This window comes from Brevibacillus choshinensis, assembly GCF_016811915.1.
GTDB lineage: Bacteria > Bacillota > Bacilli > Brevibacillales > Brevibacillaceae > Brevibacillus > Brevibacillus choshinensis_A.
In genome coordinates, this window is the sequence record NZ_CP069127.1 from 2278630 (window position 1) to 2301623 (window position 22994).

The following is a 22994-nucleotide window of genomic DNA, read 5'->3' on the forward strand; positions in this document are numbered from 1 at the left end:
TTTGCTCTTCCCAAGCACACATACAATTTAGTATGATTAGAATTAATCTTTTTAAGGAGTTGACGCTCATGTTCAAGCTAGGACAACGCGTCGTCATTGTTGCCGACTCCTTTGAGCAAGGTTTGCCTTTGGGCGAATACGGTTACTTGATTGCTCGCGACCGCAACCCGGATAGTGCGTTTGCATGGGTGATTCGCATACCCAAAATAGATAAGCAGTTTCCTGTTGTAGAGGAGGACATCGCTCTTGAGGCGAAATTGCTGGAGGAGGAAGCGGAGCGCATTTCGCATGAGGCTTTGCTCGACTTCGCACTGGCTACTCGCAACGAAGCGCTTTTCCGTCAATTGGTGGGCTTGCAGGAAGTGGATGAGGCGAATGACGAACCTGTCAAGGAATCAGTAGAAGATTTTATCCGTAAAGTAAATATGAAAGCATGGATTTAAAGCAGGGAGCCCTGACTTCTTGATACTATTTGTGTAGGAAACGAAAGCGAGGCTGTTACATGTCTGAGTTTGTATCGTTTACCAATGAGTTTGGTCAAACCATCGATATGTCCCGAGAGGACTACCAGAAAAAAATCATCCCGCATAACCTGGACATGTACTGGGACAAAAAAGAAAAGCTTCGCGATTTCGCGATGGAATTGGTGAAGGAGCAATTTCACGAGCAGGCAGCTGTTGCGGCAGATCGGCTCCTAGAGTTGTACGGTCCGATTGAGTCTGCGCTCATTTTCCGGGCAGTCGTCCATATGCAGGCGAGAGAGTTCGATCGGGCCAAAGCGATTTTGACGGATTGTCTGGAACGCTTCCCATCTTCGGGTACAGCTTGTACAAATCTCGCCAAGATCTACGCGTTTGAGGGAGAAGATGCCAAAGCTTTCGAAACGTTGAATACGGGCCTTCACAAAGATCCGAATCAGGAAAATGGCTTGAATATGTATGTGGAAAGCTTCCTGGCTGGAGGGAGCAAGGATGAACTGAGGACTCAACTGGAAGCGCTCGCAGGAAAAGAAGGGGCGTGGCGCCCGCAGCTGCATCTCGCACGTCTCGCGCTGACAGAAGAGAATCTGCTCAAAGCCATGCACTGGTACACGCATGCGATCGATGGCGCAAAGGATCGCTTTGAGGTCGTCATGACAGTGACAGGCGAACTCGGACAAGCAGGGTACGTCTACCAGCTGATTCAAATCTGCGAAAAGTATTGGACACCTGATTTCCCGTTTCCTTATGCGGGATTCAATTATGCCAATGCTCTCATTGCTACCGATCAAAAAGAGAAAGCGATCGCCATCCTTCGCAATATGCAGGACCATCTGCCTGACAACTACAAGCCAATGGTCGATCATTTCCTCCTCCGTGTACCGGGAGCACAGGAAATAGAAGCGGCAGCCGCCCAAAAGGTGGCGGAGAGCCAACCGTCGGATGGTACCAGCAAGAAAAGCTGGTGGAAGATCTGGAAGTAGCCAGCAGCCGAGGCGCCCGAGCGAACATGCCGGGCGTTTTTCTGCGCCTGTAGGAGGCCTTCCTCTATCCTTGCCGGGGCGAAGTCGCTTTGGGATAAAAAAGCGGTGCTGGCCCTCATCCCGGGTAGAGCCAGCACCGTTTTGTGTTGCCATCTATTTAAACTGGCTGGTGAGCCGCCTTTCCAGATACGCGACGCCTTGGTACATCAGGGTGGCGACGACTGCAATGATGGCGAGACTCATCATGACCAGGGTAAAATTAAACACCTGAAACCCGTAAATGATCAGATATCCCAACCCCTGCTGCGAAACGAGAAACTCTCCGACGATGACACCCACCCAGGAGAGACCCACGTTTACCTTCAAAGTAGCGAGAATGGTAGGGATGGTAGAAGGCAGGATGACCATCGAAAAGGTCTGCTTCTTGTTCCCCCCGAGTGTCTGCACGACTTTTAGGAAGTTGGGATTGACTTCCTTGAAGCTGGTGTAAATGTTGATGGTCGTAATGATCACCGAAATCGAGCAGCCCATGGCGATGACGGAGAACAATCCGGGGCCAAAGCTGACGATAAATACAGGGCCGAGGGCGACTTTTGGCATGCTGTTGGCGATGACGAGGTAAGGCTCCAGGACCCGTGAGAGAAACGGAGACCACCAGATGATTGCAGCGATCATCGTTCCGAGCAGCGTACCCAGGAGAAAGCCCACAATCGTCTCCCACACGGTCATCCCTACATGGGGCAGCAGGCTGCCATCGAGCAGACTCACCCAAAACTCCGCGAAAACTTTCGAGGGGTAGCTGAAGATCAGCGGATTAATCGTGTTCGTTCGTGCGAGCAGCTCCCATAATCCGATGAAGATGATGAACAGCACACACTGGGTGAACAAAACCCAGGATCGTGTCTTGGCTTCCTGTTGCAAATAGTTGCGATGAGCGGACTCAATTTCCTTTTGCTGCATCAGAGACCACCTCCATCTCTTTCCAGACATGGTGGAACAGGTCCTGGAACCCCGTTTCATTCCGCGCTTCAAATGGGATAGCATCGCGAATATGTCCGGGAATGATCACCTCGCTGTTAATCCGGCCGGGATTGCGAGACAGGATATAGACCCGATCACCCATCGCGATCGACTCTGACAGATCGTGTGTGACGAGGACAGCCGTCTTTTTATGACGGCGCAGCGTGGTGAAGATCAAGTCTTCGAGCTTCAGCTTCGTTTGATAGTCCAGGGCGGAAAAGGGTTCATCCAGCAGCAGGACATCAGGCTGACAAGCGAGTGTCCGTACGAGAGCGACCCGCTGCCTCATGCCACCCGACAGCTGCATCGGGGATGACTTGCGCACCTCGATGAGCTCCATTTCCTCGAGCAGATGGAGAGCGTATTCTTCGGTTTCTTTTGTGCGGATTCCCTGAATGTCCAAACCTAGAAAGACGTTGTCTTCAATCGTCCGCCAGTTGAACAGGTAATCCTGCTGGAGCATATAGCCGACCTGGCGTGAAGTGCCAGTGACAGGCTTTCCATCAATCCATATTTTGCCGGCGGTAGGCGTCTCCAGTCCGGCCATCAGTGAAAGCAATGTGGTTTTCCCACAGCCGCTGGGACCTACCAGACAGATGAACTCGCCTTCCTCCACGCGCAGGTTGATATCCCTGACCGCCATGAATGCCCGGGTAGCGGATAGGTAAAGATGGGTCACGTGGCCGAGTTCTATTTTGGCCGGCGTTGAAGGAATCTGGTTCATAGTCGTCTACTTCCCTTCCTTGGCAGCTTTGGCGAAGGTGGTATTGACCAGTTTGGCATAATCAGCGCGCTGCTTCAGCTCTCCCGCTTTGTCCATGATATCCTGGAGTTGATTCCATTCGGCTTCATCCAGAATCGGATCGGTCGCATAGGAGCCTTGCTCTAAATACCGTTTCACCGCATTCTCCAAAATGTCCGGCTTGATCGATTCAAAGTACTTCCCGATCACTTCGGCTGTCTCTTTTGGCGTATGGCTGGCAACCCATTGTTGCCCTTTGTAGACGGCATTGGTAAACTTTTGGATAGCTGCTGCGTTGCTGTCGATATAGCTTTGCTTGGTCATGAATACCGTATAGGGAACCGTGCCGCTTTCTTTTCCGAATGAGGCTACGACATGACCTATTCCTTCTTGTTCAAAACGGGAGGCTTCGGGTTCGAACAACTGTACATACTCGCCGGTTCCAGAGGCGAAGGAAGCGGCTATATTTTTGAATTCGATATTTTGGATCAGCTGCAAGTCGCTTTGCGGGTTGATGTTGTGCTGCTTGAGCACGTACTCGCCTACCATTTGCGGCATTCCCCCCTTGCGTTGGCCGAGGAAGACGCTGCCTTTCAGCTGGTCAAAGGAGAAATTGTCCACTTTCTTGCGGGCGACGAGGAATGTACCGTCCGTCTGTGTCAGCTGGGCGAAGTTCACGACGGGATCAGCTGCTCCTTGCTGGGAGACATAAATGCTGGTTTCCGAGCCAACGAGAGCGACTTCGATGCCGCCTGACAGCAGAGCGGACATGACTTTGTCGCCGCCAGGGATGGTGGACAGCTCGACATCCAATCCTTCTTCTTTGAAAAAGCCTTTTTCCAGCGCAACATATTGCGGTGCGTAAAACAAAGAACGTGTTACTTCGCCAATTCGTATTTTTTCCGGGGTGCTCGAGCATCCAGCCAAGACTGCCATGATGGCGAGGCCGGCGGCTAGACCCACGGAGATGAGGCGTTTCATTATCAGGAGTCCCTCCTTGCTAGGCTGTCGTTTGATGTAGCGTATGCGCCCCTCGAAAAAAGGGTGAATGCCTAGATAGAAAGACAGGCACATGGCAGATTAGAAAGAGGGAGCAGAACCAAAAGGAGATGCGCACAGATCGTGATCGTGACATTTTTGGGAACAGGATCGGGAGCACCTACGACCCGCCGAAATGTAAGCGGAATCGGGCTTCGCTTTTTGCAAGCGGGAAAGTGGTGGCTGTTTGACTGCGGGGAAGGGACGCAGCACCAGCTTCTCCGTTCCCCGATGAAAATTAGCCAGCTGGAAAAAATCTTTATCACCCATTTGCACGGAGATCATCTTTACGGCTTGATCGGCCTTTTGGCTAGCCGTTCCTTGCGCAATGGAGAGGCGGCGCCGCTTGAATTGTACGGTCCGCCTGGCTTGGATCGTTATTTTCGGGCTGTGATGGAGACTAGTCCGGTTCACTTGCAGTATCCATTAGAGCTGAAGATTGTCAGTGAAGGCGTCGTTTACGAGGATGAGGATGTCGTCGTAACGTGCCGAATGGCGAAGCACAGGGTACCTTCTTTTGCCTATGCAGTGACGGAAAAGGAAAAGCCGGGCGCCTTTTTGGTCGATCTGGCCAAGCAGGCGGGAGTGCCTTCGGGTCCAATGTACGGCTTACTGAAACGCGGGGAGCGAATTACCCTGGACGACGGCACGGTGCTGGATGGAAAAGATTTTGTAGGTGAGCCGCAGCCAGGCAGGAAAATTGTCTTTAGCGGCGACACGGAGCCATGCAAGGCCGTACGTGAGCTGGCGAGCGGGGCGGATTTGCTCGTTCACGAGGCGACGTATTCGCAGCGGGACAAGGAACTGGCTGTACGGAGCGGACACTCAACTGCCCAGGAAGCAGCGGAGCTTGCGAAGCAGGCAGGAGTGAAGCAGCTGTGCTTGACGCATTTCAGCCCGCGGTACGAGGATGAAGAGGGAGATTTCACCTTGGAAGACTTGTTGGCGGAAGCGCGCGCGATTCATCCATCTACGGTATTGGCGGAGGATTTTGGCAGTGTCTCCGTCAAGCGCGTGCGGATCACGGAAGAGATGGGCCACCATGAATGAACGTCGAGGTGGAGAAGCAGAATCGTACATCAACCAAGCCAAGTCGGAAGCCTATTATCGAAAAGACGGCATTTTTTTTGAAGTCATCGTGGGTTGGAGATAACCTCCAATTCACTAGAGAGAGCTGTTCAGAGGCAATGCAGGAGAGGAAAGGTGAACAACTGTGTCCGGTATACGGATCAAGAGACCGATCACCATGCGCTATATCATGTTTATTCTGGGACTTTTCGTAGGTGCACTGGGATGCGTCCTGACCATTCGGGCACATCTGGGAGTGGCGCCGTGGGATACGTTCCACATCGGTCTCCAAAAGACATTTGGACTCACGATCGGGATCTGGTCGCAAATCGTGGGCGTCATCGTTATCTTATCTTCATACGCAGTGGCGAAAATCAAGCCGAGCTTTCCCATGTTTTTGAACATGGTCTGTTTCGGAACGTTTCTCGATCTGATCTTGTGGTCGAATGTCATACCGGAACCGCAAACGCTGACGGTCCGATTGCTGATGTTCCTGCTCGGGGTCATCATCATGGCCATTGGCATCGGGATGTATTTGTCGCCGCGGCTGGGCGCAGGGCCGCGGGACAGCTTTATGCTTGCCATGAACGAGCGTCTGGGCTGGAGCATCCAAAAGGTGCGCTTGATCATTGAAATCACTGTTCTGATAGCTGGAGCTGCTTTGGGTGGTCCCGTCTCGATCGGTACGGTGCTGATCGCGCTTCTGACAGGGCCGATGATCCAGAGAACCATTCCGTTCTGGGAAACGGTGATGAAAAAACAATACGGCATGCCGGAAGCGGTGAAACGCCAAGTCAGCTAAGGATTCCCGCTGCCTTCATCGACACAGACAAAGAAAAACGTGGAAATATGGGCGTGAGTCCAATCACGTTTTGCCATGAGCACATACCCTATGACTAGTTGCCGATGAAGGAGGGAAAGCGAATGAGCGGATTCAACGGCTTTGGTTTCGACGACTTTGCTTTGGTGTTGGTGTTGTTCGTACTGTTGACTATCGTTGGTTGTGCTTGCGACTAATCATCGCGTGACTTTCAAGGAATCTTTGGATAGTAAAAGGGAGAGCGAATCTGCTCTCCTTTTTGCTTTGTCCAGGGAAGTCGGAACGCTTGTCCGAGAAAAGGAGCAGGCTGCGCAAAAGAAGGAGCGCAGCCTGAATCGTTTTAGCCGAGGACGTCATGCACTTGCTTTTTCACACTGGATAATTGTTTCTCATTCAGATCGATGCCGACCGCCTTGCTTACTTTTTTGATCAGCTTTTGCAATTTCTTGTCGTCCTTTAAATCCTTTTTCGAGTAACCCTTCGCCAACGATTTGATATCACTCATTTTCCATTTCTTTTTGCTCTTCTTGTTAATTTTTTTGAGAACATCCTTCGGGTTTCCCTTTATGCTTTTGAGCTTGATTTTCTTCTTTTTGGCCATCCGATCCCTCGCTCCTCTCCTGGATAAAAGTACGACTGTCCTATGCAGTTATATGGGAGTAAGCGGCTATCTGCTTGGACAGATAGACTGGTCAGTTCGCCTATTTTCGCTCTCATGTGTGTATGCCCAAACCCACCGTGTGCCTACGTACATAGGATGGTGACAGAGCATGCATGACAGGAGGCTATCGGTGTGAAAATAATCAGCTTTCACCGGCGTACACCATTTCAACAGATTTTGGCGGATTTGCAGGCACACGTGTCGGATCAAAAGGAGCATCAGACGTGGAGCTGCTACAACGATCTGTCTTGCCTGTGCGTCACGAAGCAGGTATATGAACGCCATCAGGCTCATTTCAATCGCTATCCCGCAACGGTAGAAGATGACGTGACGGTCAGTGTACATGCCGAAGAAGAGATTCCCTGGGGAGTCCGCTATGTGGGAGCGGAGAAGCTGTGGAAAAGAGGACGAGGAGCCGGCGTGAAAATCGCGGTCATTGATACGGGCATTTCCCGGGAGCATTTTGAACTGCGCGATCAAATCAAAGGGGGGATCAATCTCGTCTCTGGCCGCCAAAACGGACACGGGACGCACGTAGCAGGTATTATCGTGGCGGAAATGAACCAGAGAGGGATTGTAGGCGTGTCACCCGAGGCTCATCTGTACGATGTTCGGGCGTTTGGGGAAGACGGAAAGTCATCGCTCGGCACGATATTACGGGCGATCAACTGGTCCATTGAAAACAAGATGGACATTATTAACATGAGCTTTGGAATGCCGCAATACAGCGAAGCGCTTGCCAGGTCAGTAGAAAAGGCAAGGAAGCAGGGGATCGTCATGGTCGCTTCTGCAGGAAACAACGGGGGAGCAGTGGAGTATCCTGCCCGTTATAAAGGCGTGGTGGGTGTGAGCGCGATCGACCAGAACGGAAAGCTCGCCGATTTTAGTTCTCGCGGCAAAGGCGCCAATATCAAAGCTCCGGGAGTCGATATCTTGTCGACCTGGCCGGGGAATCAATTCAAGACGCTGAACGGGACGTCGATGGCTGCTCCTCATGTGACGGGACTCAAGGCGCTGGAAATTTCCCGATCCAGAAAAAACAAGGAGTAATCTGATTCGAGGCTGTGTACATAGGGCACAGCATGCATTCACACGGGTTCATGCATCCACATGAATAAAGCCCCGGGATTGTTCCCGGGGCTTTTTGCCGCATATGTCGAAGAAGGTTATTGATGGACTTTGGTGTCATGATCTTGCTGGACGCGAAACCATATATTAAGATCATTAATGACACTGGCTAATTCGTGGATTTCACTGTTTAATTCGCAGGATCGAATGAAGTTTTCTTCTTCGGACATCTGTTTGGTTTTTTCGATGATGACCGTCTCGATCCGGATGATCTGATCGGGAATGGTAGCGCGAATCTCCTCCCACTCCAGCAAAATGTCGGCTCGTTCTTCTTTGGAGTACGACTCCCACTCCATATCCAAAGCAGGGAGACGAATACCCAGTCGTTCATCTAGTATAAAATGATTGCGCAAAGATACGTTCACTCCTCTCCAAGACCATCATACCAAATTTGATGCATGGCGGGGAGAGTAAAAGCGAAGGAAAGGTGGAAAGCAATGCATAAAGCTCGCGTGCTGATCGATGCAGACGCTTGTCCCCGCCAGGCGTTGGCGATCGCACAGGCGCTCTGCAGGGAGCTCGGCTGGAAGTGCTTTACATACGCAAGCTTCAATCATCAATTGCGTGGAGATAACCATATCTCGGTGGATGCGGGCCCTCAAGCAGTCGATACCAAGCTGGCGAACGATACGAGGGCGGGAGACATTGTCGTCACACAGGATATTGGTCTTGGCGCTTTGATTTTGGGTAAAAAAGCTTCGTCCCTTACACCGCACGGGATGATTTTTGATCCGGACCGAATCGCCTTTCATCTGGAGGAGCGAAATGAAAAAGCCAGGTTTCGCCGTGGGGGAGGACGTACCCGTGGACCGGCTGCACGCACCCGCGAGGATGACGAGCGGTTTGCTGAGGCATTGCGTTCATTGATGGAAAGAGAAAGGGGGAAAACGGTTTGAGAATGAAAAGGAATGGGAGAGGGGTAGCCATCGGAGCCGTTCTGTTTGCAGCCATGTCTGTCGCTCTGATCAGCTTGTACATGACAGGGAAAGTGAACGGCATGGATGAGACGGGCTTTGCGCTGGCTGCTGATATACGGACAGAGGCATGGACGTCGTTTTTTACTGCGTTGACCTATTTGGGAAGCGGCGTCGTATTGGCTCCTGTGGGAGTCGTGCTCATTGTGGCGCTTTTTGCCAAAAAGCTGCGTGCCGAGGCGCTCACCCTTTTGCTTACACTTGGAGGCGGTGAGCTGTTGAACGAGCTGCTCAAAGCCGTATTCGCCAGACCTCGGCCGACTGACGTTCATTTGATTCCGTTGCCCGACTCCTTTTCCTTTCCCAGCGGACACGCGATGATTGCTCCTGCCTTTTATTGCATGCTCGCCTATCTGGTCAGTCGTTGGCTGAGAGGATCAGCGTGGGCAACGATCGTACAGGTCGTGACGGTCATCCTGGTCGTACTCCTCGGAGCGAGCAGGGTGTATCTGGGCGTACATTACGCGAGCGACGTGCTTACGGGGTTTTGCCTGGCCATGTGCGGGTATTTTCTCGTCCGGTACGGATATGAAAGGCATTTGGAAAGACAGCCCGCACCCGCGAGCCCGATTGTCCCATCCCCGTAAGGCTACGAGGTCGAATAGCCCAATTCCTTCATCAAGCCCAGCCATTTTTCCACGCTGGGTTTGTTCTTTTTCTCGCGGGGCAGCACGATATATGCAGAGCGCTTTGGCGGTTTGTTTCCGGTGATGGTAATTTCAACGAGCTCCCCCGCCGCCAGATGTGCCTTCACAGCAGATCTCGTCATGAGGCTCACGCCAAGTCCTTCCTTGATCAGATCGATGGCCAGCTCAGCCTTGTCGACAGTCAGCTTGGGAACGTAATTCCGCGGGAGAGTCTGCCTGATCCATTCGTTAAAAGGCGGGCCCCAGTTCATATGGATGAGCGGGAGACGTCGCAGCTCCCTGGAATCGATGTCAGTGGTTGTAATGTACGTACAGCCAGGGCGGCTCACCAAGACGACTTCATCCTCCCAGGTCGGAATCACATCAAAGTTCGGCAGGGAAGGCGGTACGTACACGATCCCGATCTGAATCACGTTGTCCAACAAATACTGGATGACGTCTGATGAGTGGCCGGTTCTGGTGCTGATGGCGATCTGCGGGTAACGGTAATGGTACTCCTTGAGAATGGGCTCGAGGGTCGAGGTCCAAATCGCGTTCAAGCTGCCGATGGACAGGTAGTCCTCATACGGCTGCAGGGATGCGACTTCGTTTAACGCTTCATGGGAGAGCTTGAGAATACGCTCTGCATACGGTAGCAGAGTGAGTCCTGCCTGTGTGATTTCGACACTCCGTTTGTCCCGGATGAAGAGAGGTTTTCCTACTTTTTCTTCCAGTTGCTTGATGCGCATAGTAACGGTAGACTGAACAAGGTGGAGCATTTCTGCAGCCTTGGTGAAATTTTTTGTTTGTGCTAACGTGTAAAATGCGCGTAATTGTTCAAAGTCCATAAAGTGAGTTTCCCTCTTATCTAAATATTTGATTACAATATACAAAATTGTTCGTTTCTCAAATTATACCCTGTTCTTTAAGCTGGGAATATCCCTATTTCAAGTAATCAAAAGGGAAGAGCGAGGGGTATTGATGAAACGGGAAGTATGGAGGGAAACACCGTTTGGAGTAAAGCTTCTGCTTACCACTTCATTTCTGATGAACATGGGCTTTTACGCACTGATCCCGTATCTTACGTTATACTTGACGGGCAGCATCGGGTGGGCACTGGCGATGGCAGGGCTGGTACTGAGTGTCCGGCAGTTTTCCCAGCAAGGCTTTGCCTTCATAGGCGGAGTTGCCGCAGATGCATTTGGATATAAAGGAACCATGGTGCTCGGAATGGCCGTACGTGCTATAGGATTTGCCATGTTCGCGTTTTGTACCGAGACATGGCATTTTTTTGTGGCTGCCATCTTGTCTGGATTAGGAGGGGCTTTGTTCGATCCCGCAGGCTCTGCTGCCTTTGCGGTGCTGACTCCGGAATCCATCCGAAAAGAAGTTTTTGCTTTTCGAAATGTGTTGACCAATATTGGCGTCGTAGGTTCCCAAATTATCGGAACTGCATTGTCTGCCGTTGATTTTACGTACTTGTCCCTTTTTGCAGGAGGGATCTTTGGATTATGTGCGCTGGTTGCCTTTTTCCTGCTGCCACCGATCTCGGCTACGAGCACGCGTCAAAGCGTATGGGATAGCATGCTCCACGTGATCAAGGATCGGCAGTTTGTCCGTTTCACCGTAATCTTGATGGGGTATTACTATTTGAGCAATCAAATTTTCCTCACGATTCCCCTCCTGGTGGAAAACGTGACCCATAACAAAGGAAATGTGGGGATCGTGCTGTCCGCTGTGTCTGTATCCGTCATTCTGCTGCAGATGAAGGTCAGTCACTGGATGGAAGGCTACTCGCAACGCCTGACCTTGATCGGGGTGGGTACGATGATCATGGGAACAGGATTGTTTATGCTGACGTTTGCAAATTCACTCTGGCTGCTCCTGCTTGATGTGTTCCTGTATGCCTTGGGTACGATGATCGCAGTCCCCAATCTGGTGGATGTGGTGCCCAGATTCGCCCCTAAGGAGCTGGTCGGTGCCTACTACGGCTTTAACGGGTACTCGATCGCGATCGGAGGATCCGTCGGTCAAATCGCTGGCGGCTGGGTATATGATCAGTCTATCCAGCTGGAAATGGCCTGGCTGCCTTGGACGATCTGTCTGCTGGTCGGGATGGTCGTGGCGTGGATGCTGTATCAAATGGAGCACGGAACCAATCAGATCGGCAAGGATTACCCCAAAATCGCTCGGTCCTAAAAAAATTTGGGCTTTTTGAAACATTTTCCAATCGTGGTACGTATATAACGATAGAGAAGATTGGCGCAAGAAAGTGAGGGAATGCTGCTATGGAAGATATGAAAAAACTAAAACGGATGTTACTGGTAACGAGTTCCCTTGGATTCGCAGTATTTGCAATGGTTGTCATTACCGAAATCGTACGCATCTCCGTGTAGCAAGAATAGGGATCAAAAACACGAAAAGCTTGCATGTCCCTCGAGGAGGACAGCAAGCTTTTCTTTTTTGAAGCGCTTCGATCAAGCAGCATTCTTTTTAAGCGGCTCCAGCTTTTTTTTGAAGTGAAGCTGGTACACGATGATGCAAATGATCATGAATGGCACACCGCAATAGAGGGCGATGCGCTGTTCAGGGTCAAATGCGAGGCTGACCAGAACCGTCAAATTCAAGATCAAGGAAAGCACAGGAACAATCGGGTAAAGTGGTGTGCGGAACTTCAGATCCTCCAGCTTGCCGCCATTTTTCAAATAGTGGCGGCGAAACGCGAGCTGGGATGCAGAAATCGAAATCCAACCTACCTGCGCACCCAGACCTGCAATGGACAGCAGAACCATGAACACGGTATCTTCCGCGAAGAAACCGGACAGAAGGGACAGCAGTGCAACCGCAAACGTGATCAGCAGGGCGTTCATCGGGATGCCTTTTTTGTTGACGGAAGCCAGCTTTTCAGAGGCCATGCCTTCTTTGGACAAGGCGAACAGCATACGTGTAGCAGCGTACAAGCCAGAGTTGGCAACGGACAGCAGCGCCGTCAACACAACGAAGTTCATGATATCAGCAGCGTAGGGGATACCGATGCTGTCAAATACGACCACAAATGGGCTTTCCACTACTCCGGCTTGCTCGAATGGAATCATGCCAGCCAGGATAAAGATCGCGAGTACGAAGAAAACGAGTGTGCGCCAAACGGTATTGCGAATGGACTTCGGAATGGTTTTTTCCGGTTCCTTGCTTTCTCCGGCGGCGATCCCGATCAGCTCCGTTCCTTGGAACGAGAAGTTTACCGTGATCATAGTCATCAAAAGTCCCGTAATCCCATGTGGAAGCCATGAAGCGCTTGAAAAGTTGGAGAACATTGGAGCTGGCTGACCATTTTTCAAATCGATCAGGCCAAACATTGCCGCACCACCCAAAATGATGAACAGGATGATAGCGCTTACCTTAATGCTGGAAAACCAAAACTCTGTCTCACCAAAAGCACGTGCCGATAACGCATTGAGGAGGAACAACGCAGCGCCAAAAATGGCACACCACATCCAGACAGGTGAATCAGGGAACCAGCGCTGCATCAAGAGACCGGAAGACGTGAGCTCCAGAGCAACCGTGACAGCCCAGCCTAACCAGTAAAGCCAACCGACGCCAAAGCCGAGAGAAGGACTGACGAAGCGGGTCATGTAAGTCTGGAAGGAACCCGATACAGGCATGGCAACCGTAAGCTCACCCAGACAAAGCATGGTCAGGTACATAATGAAGCCGCCGACCAGGAAGGAGAGGATCGTTCCGATCGGGCCTGCTTGGCTGATCGTGTATCCGGATCCGAGGAACAACCCCGTTCCAATCACACCGCCAAGCGAAATCATGAAGAGATGCCTGCTATTCATACTGCGTTTGAGTTCATTTTGTTGATCGTTGTGTGTTGTCATGTAGTCGACTCCTTCGTGCCAAAATAGAGGGTTGATGAATGCGGTTTCAGGATGGCTATATGTTCTGCAAGAATGATACCAAATAAAATAAGCAGAAAATTCAAGGTTCCACGAGCATTCGAAACGGATAGTGCAAACATCCTTTGCGTTTATGTGCAAAAGAATTAAAAAATACGCCAAAAAATTTGGCGTATGTAAAGAATGAAAGCGTATCATCCCCGAATCCCAAGCTTGCGCAGCCGGTATTGAAGGCTTTGCCGGCTGATTTGCAGCTCTTTTGCAGCTCGTGAGATGTTCCCATCGTATTTATCTACCACATGGTGAATGTACGAGGTCTCAAATTCCTGCATCGTCTCTTTCAAGGATTTGCCTTCATCCGGGAAAGGGAGGAAAGCCGGCTGTGTTTGCTGATCGGCGAGGACGGCTGCTGCTGGAGCACGGCGCAAAAAATGCAGTGGCAGGTGTTCATAGCCGATGATCGTCTCATCAAACATCAGGTTCATAGCCCCCTCGATGAGATGCTGCAGCTCGCGGACATTACCTGGCCAATCATGCTCATTGAAAAACTGTTGGACCTCTGCGCTTATTCCGACGACCTCCATTTGAAAGAGCTGATTGTATTTTTCAATGAAGTGATGTACCAGCGCAGGAATGTCATCCTTGCGTTCCCGCAGCGGTGGGATAAACAAGGTGACGACTCCCAAGCGATAGTACAAGTCCTTGCGCAAATGGTCGTTGGCGATGGCCTCGATAGGGTCTTCGTTGATCGCCGCGATAATCCGTACATCTATAGAGCGGTCTTTGGTGTCTCCAATCCGGCGAATGGACTTCTCCTGCAAGGCTCGTAACAATTTGGCTTGCAGAGGCATACTAAGCGAGTTGATCTCATCGAGAAAAAGGGTTCCGCCCTCAGCTTGCTCAAACAACCCGGGACGCTCGATCGCCCCAGTAAAGGCTCCACGCGCTGTTCCAAACAGCAACCCTTCAATCAGGCTGTCTGGAAGGGCGGCACAGTTTTGCGAAATAAGCGGACCGGATACGCGCAAACTAGCATTGTGAATGCTTTGCACAAACAGCTCCTTGCCGGCGCCTGTTTCTCCGACCACGAGAACGGAGGAGGAGGTGCGAGCAGCCCGTTTGGCACTCTCGATCACATCCAGAATGGACGTGCTGCGGCCTATGATTTGATCAAAGGTATAGCGGGATCCGTTTTTCTCCAACAAATTTTCGCGAATCAGCCGCTCCATTTTGGTGATGTCATCGGCGATTTCCACCGCACCGACGACCTGTCCATTTTCGATGATCGGGTACGTGTTGTTTATGGTCGTGATTTCTTTTTGTTTGTCATTGAAGTACGTCTGCCTGGTGTTGCGTATGCTTTTCCCAGTACGCAGGACCGTAAGCAGTGTGCTTTCCTGCCCGCTGGGAAATTGAAAGACCTCCGACAGTGGCTTGTGCAGGACATCCTGCTGCGTCATGGACTCGAGCTCCGTCATTTTCTGGTTGTAGACGATGGTCGTACCATGCACATCAATCACATGTACGCCTTCATTCATTCTGTCCAGTATTTGTTCATAGATGCGCAGAAACGTGTCGAGTGAAGAATGTTGCTTAGAAGACGACACAATGGTTCACCAGCCTTTCCTCGTGAAAGTATCATAACATAGGAAGCGGTGGGTGCAAAATGTTTATGCAGGTGCAGAATTTTAATAAACGATATGCAAAATATTTTTGCATGTGATGCTCATTTTTTGCATCTTTCCTGTCAATTTTACGTTGGCATCATTCTTGCTTTGTAAAATTTGCATGTGAAACTGAAGGAGGTCGTCAACATGGAACAAACCAAAAAAGTCATTGACCAAACGGAAAAATACGGTGCGCATAACTATCATCCGCTACCGATCGTTATCTCCAAAGCAGAAGGTGTATGGGTAGAAGATCCGGAAGGCAATAAATACTTGGATATGCTGAGCGCATACTCTGCTCTGAACCAAGGGCATCGCCACCCGCGCATCATCAAAGCACTGAAAGATCAAGCAGATAAAGTAACCCTCACTTCACGCGCGTTCTACAATGATCAACTGGGTGAATTTTACGAAAAGCTGTCCGCACTGACTGGCAAGGAAATGATCCTTCCGATGAATACGGGGGCAGAGGCTGTTGAGACTGCACTCAAAGCTGTTCGCCGCTGGGCATACGACGTGAAGAAAGTGCCTGAGAATCAAGCGGAAATCATCGTTTGCGAAGGCAACTTCCACGGTCGCACAGTGACCATCACTTCTTTCTCCTCCGCTGAAGAGTACAGACGCGGATTCGGTCCTTTCACGCCAGGCTTCAAGATCATCCCTTACGGCGATATCGAAGCTCTGAAACAAGCGATCACACCGAATACGGCTGCATTCATGCTGGAGCCGATCCAAGGGGAAGCGGGAATCATCATTCCTCCAGACGGCTTCCTGAAACAAGCGTATGACATTTGCAGGGAAAACAACGTCCTCCTGGTAAGCGATGAAATCCAGACTGGCTTCGGTCGTACCGGCAAACTGTTCGCGAGTGACTGGGAAGGTGTAAAACCGGATATGTACATCATGGGGAAAGCCCTCGGTGGAGGCGTATTCCCAATCTCTGCAGTCGCGGCTGACAAGGAAATTCTGAGTGTATTTGAACCAGGTTCCCATGGCTCCACTTTTGGAGGCAACCCGCTCGGATGTGCAGTCGCAATCGCAGCGATGGATGTACTGGCAGACGAGAAGCTGGTGCAGCGTTCCCTGGAAATGGGCGCGTACTTCATGGAGAAGCTGGGAGAAATCAACAACCCACTGATCGCTGAAATTCGCGGACGCGGCCTGTTCATCGGCCTCGAACTGAAAACAGCAGCACGTCCGTACTGCGAAAAACTGAAAGAACTGGGCTTACTCTGCAAAGAAACACATGAAACAACCATCCGCTTTGCTCCGCCGCTCGTCATTTCCAAAGAGGATCTGGATTGGGCCATCGAAAAAATCAAGCAAGTTCTGCATGTGACCGAAACAGCAAACGCTTAAGCATAAGCAATGGTGGTACGTCAAAAGCTATCCGATGACAGGATAGCTTTTTTCTTTGCGCAAACGACAAAAACGTTACTTCGAAGGAGAATTTTTCGACAACTTTCGACTTTGTGTGGATAAGATTGGAAGTAATATCCACATCGTGCCATCTTGTTTTGTTCCAGTTACGCACAAATTGCCCACATCTTTTCCACACCTTTTCAACATGGGATGTGGATATCGGAACGGTTGTTCGTTATTCTTGCTTTTGATACAATGGGCACATAAACGAGCTGGAGGTGAGCAAAGGTGAAATACTTGAGCGATCAAATGTTGATAGAAGTATATCATCGAGCTGTCGACCTTCAACTAGATTCTGCTTTTATTGAGCTGCTCCGTTCCGAATTAGACCACCGTGGTATCCGCATCTCACAGGTTAGCGCGTAAGAGCAGGTGCATGATTGGCAGGCAGGAGCATATTGTCATAAGAACGATAAAGCCATCCCCCGATAATGGAGGATGGCTTTTTCTGTGCGGGCCGTTTACTTGGATTGGAAGAACTCCATCACCGTAATGCTGTCGATGGGAGCCTCTTTTGCGAGCAGTGTCTCAGGAAGATAAAAATAGACCGGTCCTTTTTCGCGAATGGGTTTGCCGTCTTTCGCAAATTGCAGAATCGCGCGTTTCGCCTCAGACAGGGGCAGCTCGACTGGTTCTTGGTCTTCGCGGTGCAAGCGGACGTGCGTGGCTTCCGGGAGCGGCTGGGCATTGTTGATAAATGGCTCCAGACGAATGCCGTAGTCGCCTTCCAGTACTTTGCGCTCCTCTGCCAGGCTTTTTCGCTCAGAAGGCGGCTGCGCTCCTTCGCGAAGCTCCTTGTCCCACTGGGAGCCTGTCCCTTGCAAATATTTGGCTTGCTTCTGGTCGACAGATTCATTCTCACCGATGTATTCGCGAAGATCAAACTTGCGGTCGTCGAACACCCAAACGGTTGGATCTAAGGTAATAGGGAAGGAAATAGCCCCTTTGAACACGATAACTTCAGCCATGAAGCATACCTCCGTAATCTATCAATCTCATTTCTCATTCTACTGCAAGTTCACCGAGGTCGGCAAACGTAAGTAATATAACGAAAATTTCAGAAATTGGTCTCAAAATCATTGACAGCCAATTCTGAGTTTATATAATTATATTAAAATTATCGAATGCTTATATAAGAGGAGTGTATAACCTACCCATTCTGCATTCGTTGCATCCAGTTCAAAGGAGGAGATTGCGTTGATGAATCAAGAGAAAGTCTCTACCTTGCTTGAATCTGTGCGGGATGATGTGATCCAGTGGCGCCGCCACTTGCACAGACACCCCGAGCTGTCCTTTCAGGAGGAAAAAACGGCTCAATTTGTCTATGGGCTGCTGCATTCCTTTGGAAATCTGGAGCTGTCACGCCCTACCAAAACGAGTGTCATGGCGAGACTCATCGGGAATCGGCCAGGAAAAGTGATTGGCCTTCGCGCGGACATGGATGCGCTGGCCATTGCCGAAGAAAATGAATTCGAGTACGCCTCCCAGGTGCCAGGTGTGATGCATGCCTGTGGACACGACGGTCATACGGCCATGCTTTTAGGGGCAGCAAAAGTGCTCTCCCAGGTGCGCGATCACATCGCAGGAGAGGTGCGTTTTCTTTTTCAGCACGCGGAAGAAATGCATCCGGGCGGGGCGCAAGAGATGGTGAAAGCCGGCGTGACAGAGGGTGTCGATCTGATGCTGGGAATTCATCTGATGTCACATCTCCCTGTCGGCAAAATCGGGCTGACATACGGAGCGGTCACTGCTAATTCGGACCGGTTTGATATCACGATCCAAGGTAAGGGGGGGCATGCCTCGACTCCGAATTCGTCAGTCGATCCGGTAGCAATCGGAGCGCAGGTCATCTCCAGCTTGCAGCATATCGTTTCAAGGAACGCGGACCCACTCGAGAAGCTGGTCGTCTCCGTGACGAATTTTCACGGAGGGACAGGTGCGTACAATGTGATCCCGGATCGGGCACAGCTGAGCGGTTCGGTACGCAGCTTTGCACCTGAGATGAGGGAGCTGGCTGTCACCAGTATGGAGAGAATCATCAAAGGGACTACACTGGCACACGGCGCGACGTACAGCTTTGACTACCGCTACGGCTATGGCTCGGTTGTCAACGACGAGGCGGTCACGCGATCGGTTGAGGAACTGATTGTCGATGAATGGGGAGAAGCGGTGCTTTTACAGCTGTCACCGATGATGGGAGGCGAGGATTTTTCCGCCTTTTCCGATGTTGTGCCGAGCTGCTTTATCCTCGTGGGAGCAGGCAATGAAGAGAAGGGTATTGTCTATCCGCATCACCATCCGCGATTCACCGTGGATGAAGACGCGCTGCAAGACGGTGTCAAACTGTTTGTCAAGTACATTTGCAAGGCATCAGCAGAGACATCCGGGTAGAAATTACATGTGAAATGGGGGCGGGGTAACATGGCAAATGGCGCAGCAGGAATGGAAACAGAGCTGCAAAAACAGAAAGGAATCTTGAAATGGATCGAAACGGCTGGGAACAAGCTTCCCCATCCGTTCATGCTCTTCGTCATCCTATGTGGGGTGCTGATGGTCGTCTCGGCGATCCTCTCGGCGATGAATTTATCGGTCATCCATCCAGGAAAAGGCGAAGCCGTCGCGGTCAAAAACCTGCTCAGTGTAGAAGGGATTCACTGGATTTTGACCAGCATGCTGAAAAACTTCGTGGAGTTTCCCGCTCTCGGTCTTGTCTTGGCGATGACGCTCGGGATCGGGCTGGCGGAAAAAGTGGGGCTATTGACAACCGTACTCCGCAAGATGATGTCACACGTGCCCACAGCGATCGTCAGTTACGCAGTCGTCTTCGTCGGAGTACTGGGAAACCTCGCCTCCGACGCAGCCATGGTGATCATCCCACCTCTGGGCGGACTTGTCTTTCTGGCCATGGGGCGTCATCCGATCGCCGGGTTCGCTGCCGGGATGGCAGGTGTTTCATCCGGATTCACAGCCAACCTGTTTATCGCGGGGACCGATGCTCTCTTGTCCGGTATCAGTACCTCTGTGGCCCAAACGATCGATCCGAAAGCTCATGTCACACCTGTTGACAACTGGTTCTTCATGTCTGCCTCAGTATTCATTTTGGCGTTTATCGGTGGATGGATTACGGACAAGGTGATTGAGCCGCGCCTGGGCACTTTCAAGGGAGACACCAGTGTGGAATTCGACGAGCTCACGCCGCAAGAAAACAAGGCGCTGCGCGTTACAGGGATCGTCGCTTTGATTTTCATCGCCATTCTTGCTGTGCTGGTCGTGCCGGAGGGATCGCTGCTTCGCGACCCGAAAACGGGCGATTTCTTGACCTCTCCGTTCTTGAAAGGCATCATTCCGATCATTCTCTTGTTCTTCGTGACCATTTCGTTCGTTTATGGAAAGGTAATGGGACTGATCAAGACTTCAAAGGACATGCCTCATTACATGTCTGAAGCGATCAAGGATATGTCCGGCTTTATCGTTCTGGCTTTCACAGCAGCTCAATTCATCGCCTTTTTCAACTGGAGCAACATCGGAATCCTGATGGCCGTGCACGGCGCTGACTTCATGAAGAGCATCGGACTTACAGGACTTCCGATCGTCATCGGATTTACACTGTTCACAGGGATTTGCAGCTTGTTCATTACGAGTGGATCCGCTCTGTGGGCGATTCTCGCTCCTGTGTTCATGCCGATGCTGATGCTTCTCGACTACAGCCCTGCCTTTATCCAGGTAGCCTACCGGATCGCTGATTCAGCCACGAATACGATCTCACCGGTGAATCCGTATCTGCCGCTTATTTTGGCCTTCTATCAAAAGTACAACAAGAATGCGGGGATGGGCACCATCTTCGCTACGATGACTCCGTACGCCATCGTCTTCCTGGTCGTCTGGATCATTCAGATGGCAATTTGGTACTTCCTTGACCTGCCAGTCGGTCCGGGTGTATATCCGCGTTAATCCTGAAAAAAGAGTCGTGCCACTTGGCGCGGCTCTTTTTTCCATGACTTGCACTCATCTCTTGGACAACAGTCAAAAAAGCGTATATTCTGAAAAAGAAGGAAACGAGAAAACGGGGTGGATCACATGTACGATTTTGATAAGCGGATCGATCGCACAGGAACGAATAGCGTGAAGTGGGAGACGTCAAATCCTGACGTGAACGGAGAAGGGATGCTCCCTCTGTGGGTGGCTGACATGGACTTTGCCTGTCCGCCGGCCGTGACGGAGGCTCTCATCAAAAGGGCAACCCATCCGATCTACGGTTATCCGATGAAGCAAAAAGTTTACTATGAGGCGCTGCAGGAATGGATTCAAAAACGCTACGGGGCGTCCGTGGAGCAAAGCTGGATGACTAGTGTCGCTGGTGTCGTCCCTGGCATTCACGTAGCAATCGACGCATTCACGGCGCCGGAAGACAAGGTTCTGATCCAGACTCCGGTCTATCATCCGTTTGCCATTGCGATCGAGAATCGGGGGCGTCAGGTCGTACGGAGCAGCTTGCTGGAGCGCGAGGGGCAGTACGAGATGGATTGGGACGATCTTGCTCAAAAGCTTTGTGATGAGCGCGTCAAGCTGATGATTCTGTGCAGTCCGCACAATCCGGTAGGTCGAGTCTGGACGAGACAAGAGCTGGAACGCTTGGGGAGCTTGTGTGTGGAAAACGGCGTCATCGTTATTTCCGATGAGATTCACGCCGACCTTGTCTACGAAAAGGGGAGTCATACTCCGTTTTATACGCTGTCTCCGCAGATTGCCGAGCAAAGCGTTACCTTCCACGCCGCGAGCAAAACGTTTAATCTGGCAGGATTGTTTACGTCCTATATGCTCACTCCAAACACAAAGCTGCTCAAGAGCTTCAATCAAATGGCAGGAAAAATGGGGAACGAGCACATCAATCTATTCGGGATGGAAGCGGCTGTGGCTGCCTATCGCCACGGAGAAGAATGGCTGGACGAATTGCTGGTCTACTTGCATGGGAACGCTGTCTATCTCCATGAATTTCTGAAAGCGAGAATTCCACAGGTCACGATGAACATTCCGCAAGCGACGTACTTGGGCTGGATGGATTTTCGCAAGCTCGGATTGGAGCCCGCAGAATTGAATCGATTGCTCCGCCAGAAGGCCAAATTAGGCCTGAACGACGGGGCTGGGTTTGGTACGGAAGGAGAAGGATTCCAGCGGATCAACTTCGCTTGCCCGAGATCGCTATTGGTGGAGGCGATGGAGCGGTTGGAGAAGGCAATCCACAGCTAGCGGAGTGAACTTCTAGTCCCGGACGAGAATCATATTCCATGTGCTTAGCAGTGGATACAGATGTTTCTCGTCCGATCCACTTGTCCAAAAGGTGAAACGGCATTGCCAAACTCTCGCCTGTTTGACACCGGGAATTTTCCTCTCTACAATTTATTCCATACCGATGTTGAAACTTCCGAAAAAGGGGACCGCAGATGAACCTCGAGCTAGCAACTCAACAATTGAAAAGACTCCGTGATGATGCACAGACTTGCACGGGGAACGGGAAGGTCGCCTCTTATATCCCAGAATTGGCCAAGGAAGATCCTTGCCAGCTTGGGGTGAGCATCTGTTTGCCGGATGGAACGATCCTCTCTGCCGGAGAAGCCGACAAGCCTTTTACCCTGCAGAGCATCTCCAAGATCTTTTCGCTCATTGTCGCCCTCTGCCAGAACGGGCAGCAATACGTATTTGAGCGTGTAGGGAAGGAGCCGACAGGGGATCCTTTCAACTCGATTATCAAGCTGGAGACGATCAAGCCGCACAAGCCGCTGAATCCAATGATCAATGCAGGGGCAATCGCGGTTGCGGGTATGATTCGAGGGAAAAACGTGCAGGCGAGGCTGGATTGCATCCTGGACATGCTGCGCAAGATGACTGGGAATCCGGAAATTCAGGTAAACCATGCAGTCTATTGCTCCGAAAAGAAAACAGCCGATCGCAATCGGGCTCTTGCCTGGTTTTTGAAGGACAGCGGTGTTTTAACCGGAGATGTTGAGGAAACACTGGATTTATATTTCCAGCATTGCTCCATCGAGGTGACGGCCAAAGAAGTTGCGAGACTAGGGATGGTACTCGCGGCGGATGGCATAGACGTCTATACAGGGGATCGGGTGTTTCCGGCCGAAGTCGCACGTATCTGCAAGACCTTTATGGTGACATGCGGGATGTACAATGCGTCCGGAGAATTTGCGATTGACGTGGGCATCCCGGCAAAAAGCGGCGTGGCAGGAGGGATCATGGCGACCGTTCCACAAAGAATGGGCATTGGTGTTTTTGGACCTGCTCTGGATGAAAAAGGGAACTCTGTCTCTGGTGTGAACCTGCTGGAGTCGCTCTCAAAGGAATGGAATCTTGGTATCTTTTAGCTTCTTGCAGTTGTTGCTCCTTCTCCCCTTTTCAAATGGCCGAGAATCGCGTACTATGTATGATAAGGATGGAGGCAAACGGAGGGATAGGTT

24 protein-coding genes are annotated in these 22994 nt (G+C 51.0%); 15 read left to right on the plus strand and 9 right to left on the minus strand.

Annotated features, from left to right (window positions below; translation table 11 throughout):
- Window positions 1–68 precede the first annotated feature (68 nt).
- Together JNE38_RS11635 and JNE38_RS11640 are read left to right on the plus strand one after the other, a co-directional pair.
- Entirely contained in the window at window positions 69–443 is a 375-nt protein-coding gene (locus JNE38_RS11635) for an ATPase (protein WP_203356694.1), read from the plus strand.
- A gap of 59 nt (window positions 444–502) precedes the next feature.
- Entirely contained in the window at window positions 503–1462 is a 960-nt protein-coding gene (locus JNE38_RS11640; protein WP_203356695.1) for a tetratricopeptide repeat protein, read from the plus strand.
- 153 nt (window positions 1463–1615) lie between these two features.
- Here the strand turns inward: JNE38_RS11640 and JNE38_RS11645 are convergent, their stop codons facing one another.
- Genes JNE38_RS11645 through JNE38_RS11655 form a run of 3 tightly spaced genes read right to left on the minus strand, consistent with a single transcriptional unit; the run spans window position 1616 to window position 4205 of the window.
- Window positions 1616–2422, minus strand: a complete 807-nt coding sequence (locus JNE38_RS11645; protein ID WP_203356696.1) for an ABC transporter permease — start codon at window positions 2420–2422, stop codon at window positions 1616–1618.
- Complete coding sequence (locus JNE38_RS11650) at window positions 2403–3206, minus strand: ABC transporter ATP-binding protein (RefSeq protein ID WP_203356697.1); 804 nt, start codon at window positions 3204–3206, stop codon at window positions 2403–2405. Before JNE38_RS11650 ends, JNE38_RS11645 begins: the two co-directional genes overlap by 20 nt.
- Window positions 3207–3212: 6 nt before the next feature.
- Complete coding sequence (locus JNE38_RS11655; RefSeq protein ID WP_203356698.1) at window positions 3213–4205, minus strand: ABC transporter substrate-binding protein; 993 nt, start codon at window positions 4203–4205, stop codon at window positions 3213–3215.
- A 141-nt stretch (window positions 4206–4346) separates the two neighbouring features.
- On the opposite strand from JNE38_RS11655, the gene rnz reads away from it, so the two are divergent.
- The 3 genes from rnz (at window position 4347) to yjcZ (ending at window position 6347) form a co-directional block, all read left to right on the plus strand.
- On the plus strand, window positions 4347–5312 hold the full coding sequence (gene rnz / locus JNE38_RS11660; protein ID WP_203356699.1) for a ribonuclease Z: 966 nt from the start codon (window positions 4347–4349) through the stop codon (window positions 5310–5312).
- A 196-nt stretch (window positions 5313–5508) separates the two neighbouring features.
- Window positions 5509–6132: a YczE/YyaS/YitT family protein gene (locus JNE38_RS11665; RefSeq protein WP_203356700.1), complete on the plus strand. Its 624-nt coding sequence runs from the start codon at window positions 5509–5511 to the stop codon at window positions 6130–6132.
- A 122-nt stretch (window positions 6133–6254) separates the two neighbouring features.
- The gene (gene yjcZ, locus JNE38_RS11670) at window positions 6255–6347 is read left to right on the plus strand and encodes a sporulation protein YjcZ (RefSeq protein WP_238933629.1); all 93 of its coding nucleotides are present in this window, start codon (window positions 6255–6257) and stop codon (window positions 6345–6347) included.
- A gap of 143 nt (window positions 6348–6490) precedes the next feature.
- Here the strand turns inward: yjcZ and JNE38_RS11675 are convergent, their stop codons facing one another.
- On the minus strand, window positions 6491–6751 hold the full coding sequence (locus JNE38_RS11675; protein ID WP_203356702.1) for a stage VI sporulation protein F: 261 nt from the start codon (window positions 6749–6751) through the stop codon (window positions 6491–6493).
- A 192-nt stretch (window positions 6752–6943) separates the two neighbouring features.
- Here JNE38_RS11675 and JNE38_RS11680 point away from each other — a divergent pair, with 192 nt between their 5' ends.
- The gene (locus JNE38_RS11680; RefSeq protein ID WP_203356703.1) at window positions 6944–7861 is read left to right on the plus strand and encodes a S8 family peptidase; all 918 of its coding nucleotides are present in this window, start codon (window positions 6944–6946) and stop codon (window positions 7859–7861) included.
- Between the two features lie 116 nt (window positions 7862–7977).
- Here the strand turns inward: JNE38_RS11680 and JNE38_RS11685 are convergent, their stop codons facing one another.
- Window positions 7978–8235 carry a hypothetical protein gene (locus JNE38_RS11685; protein ID WP_428993721.1) on the minus strand — a complete coding sequence of 86 codons (258 nt, stop codon included), beginning with the start codon at window positions 8233–8235 and terminating at the stop codon, window positions 7978–7980.
- A gap of 141 nt (window positions 8236–8376) precedes the next feature.
- On the opposite strand from JNE38_RS11685, the gene JNE38_RS11690 reads away from it, so the two are divergent.
- Together JNE38_RS11690 and JNE38_RS11695 are read left to right on the plus strand one after the other, a co-directional pair.
- Window positions 8377–8835, plus strand: a complete 459-nt coding sequence (locus tag JNE38_RS11690; protein ID WP_203356705.1) for a DUF188 domain-containing protein — start codon at window positions 8377–8379, stop codon at window positions 8833–8835.
- A gap of 2 nt (window positions 8836–8837) precedes the next feature.
- Window positions 8838–9500 (plus strand): phosphatase PAP2 family protein, encoded by a 663-nt coding sequence (locus tag JNE38_RS11695; protein ID WP_203357518.1) that lies wholly within the window; start codon window positions 8838–8840, stop codon window positions 9498–9500.
- 2 nt (window positions 9501–9502) lie between these two features.
- Here the strand turns inward: JNE38_RS11695 and JNE38_RS11700 are convergent, their stop codons facing one another.
- Window positions 9503–10387, minus strand: a complete 885-nt coding sequence (locus tag JNE38_RS11700; RefSeq protein ID WP_203356706.1) for a LysR family transcriptional regulator — start codon at window positions 10385–10387, stop codon at window positions 9503–9505.
- A gap of 133 nt (window positions 10388–10520) precedes the next feature.
- Here JNE38_RS11700 and JNE38_RS11705 point away from each other — a divergent pair, with 133 nt between their 5' ends.
- Complete coding sequence (locus JNE38_RS11705) at window positions 10521–11738, plus strand: MDR family MFS transporter (protein ID WP_203356707.1); 1218 nt, start codon at window positions 10521–10523, stop codon at window positions 11736–11738.
- 278 nt (window positions 11739–12016) lie between these two features.
- On the opposite strand, the gene JNE38_RS11710 is transcribed toward JNE38_RS11705, so the two are convergent.
- On the minus strand, window positions 12017–13420 hold the full coding sequence (locus JNE38_RS11710) for an amino acid permease (protein ID WP_203356708.1): 1404 nt from the start codon (window positions 13418–13420) through the stop codon (window positions 12017–12019).
- Window positions 13421–13632: 212 nt separating this feature from the next.
- Entirely contained in the window at window positions 13633–15045 is a 1413-nt protein-coding gene (locus tag JNE38_RS11715) for a sigma-54 interaction domain-containing protein (RefSeq protein WP_203356709.1), read from the minus strand.
- Window positions 15046–15252: 207 nt separating this feature from the next.
- Here JNE38_RS11715 and JNE38_RS11720 point away from each other — a divergent pair, with 207 nt between their 5' ends.
- Together JNE38_RS11720 and JNE38_RS11725 are read left to right on the plus strand one after the other, a co-directional pair.
- Entirely contained in the window at window positions 15253–16464 is a 1212-nt protein-coding gene (locus tag JNE38_RS11720) for an ornithine--oxo-acid transaminase (protein ID WP_203356710.1), read from the plus strand.
- Between the two features lie 291 nt (window positions 16465–16755).
- On the plus strand, window positions 16756–16893 hold the full coding sequence (locus JNE38_RS11725; protein WP_203356711.1) for a sporulation histidine kinase inhibitor Sda: 138 nt from the start codon (window positions 16756–16758) through the stop codon (window positions 16891–16893).
- A 95-nt stretch (window positions 16894–16988) separates the two neighbouring features.
- Here the strand turns inward: JNE38_RS11725 and JNE38_RS11730 are convergent, their stop codons facing one another.
- Window positions 16989–17495, minus strand: a complete 507-nt coding sequence (locus tag JNE38_RS11730; RefSeq protein ID WP_203356712.1) for a molybdopterin-binding protein — start codon at window positions 17493–17495, stop codon at window positions 16989–16991.
- Window positions 17496–17727: 232 nt separating this feature from the next.
- Between JNE38_RS11730 and JNE38_RS11735 the strand changes: the two genes are divergently transcribed.
- The 4 genes from JNE38_RS11735 to glsA all read left to right on the plus strand — a co-directional run bounded on the left by JNE38_RS11735 (window position 17728) and on the right by glsA (window position 22901).
- Complete coding sequence (locus JNE38_RS11735) at window positions 17728–18918, plus strand: amidohydrolase (protein ID WP_203356713.1); 1191 nt, start codon at window positions 17728–17730, stop codon at window positions 18916–18918.
- A 30-nt stretch (window positions 18919–18948) separates the two neighbouring features.
- A complete protein-coding gene (locus JNE38_RS11740; protein WP_203356714.1) occupies window positions 18949–20478 on the plus strand; it encodes an AbgT family transporter in 1530 nt (509 codons plus the stop codon).
- Window positions 20479–20604: 126 nt separating this feature from the next.
- Window positions 20605–21774: a MalY/PatB family protein gene (locus JNE38_RS11745; RefSeq protein ID WP_203356715.1), complete on the plus strand. Its 1170-nt coding sequence runs from the start codon at window positions 20605–20607 to the stop codon at window positions 21772–21774.
- 194 nt (window positions 21775–21968) lie between these two features.
- Window positions 21969–22901 carry a glutaminase A gene (gene glsA / locus JNE38_RS11750; protein WP_203356716.1) on the plus strand — a complete coding sequence of 311 codons (933 nt, stop codon included), beginning with the start codon at window positions 21969–21971 and terminating at the stop codon, window positions 22899–22901.
- Window positions 22902–22994 lie beyond the last annotated feature (93 nt).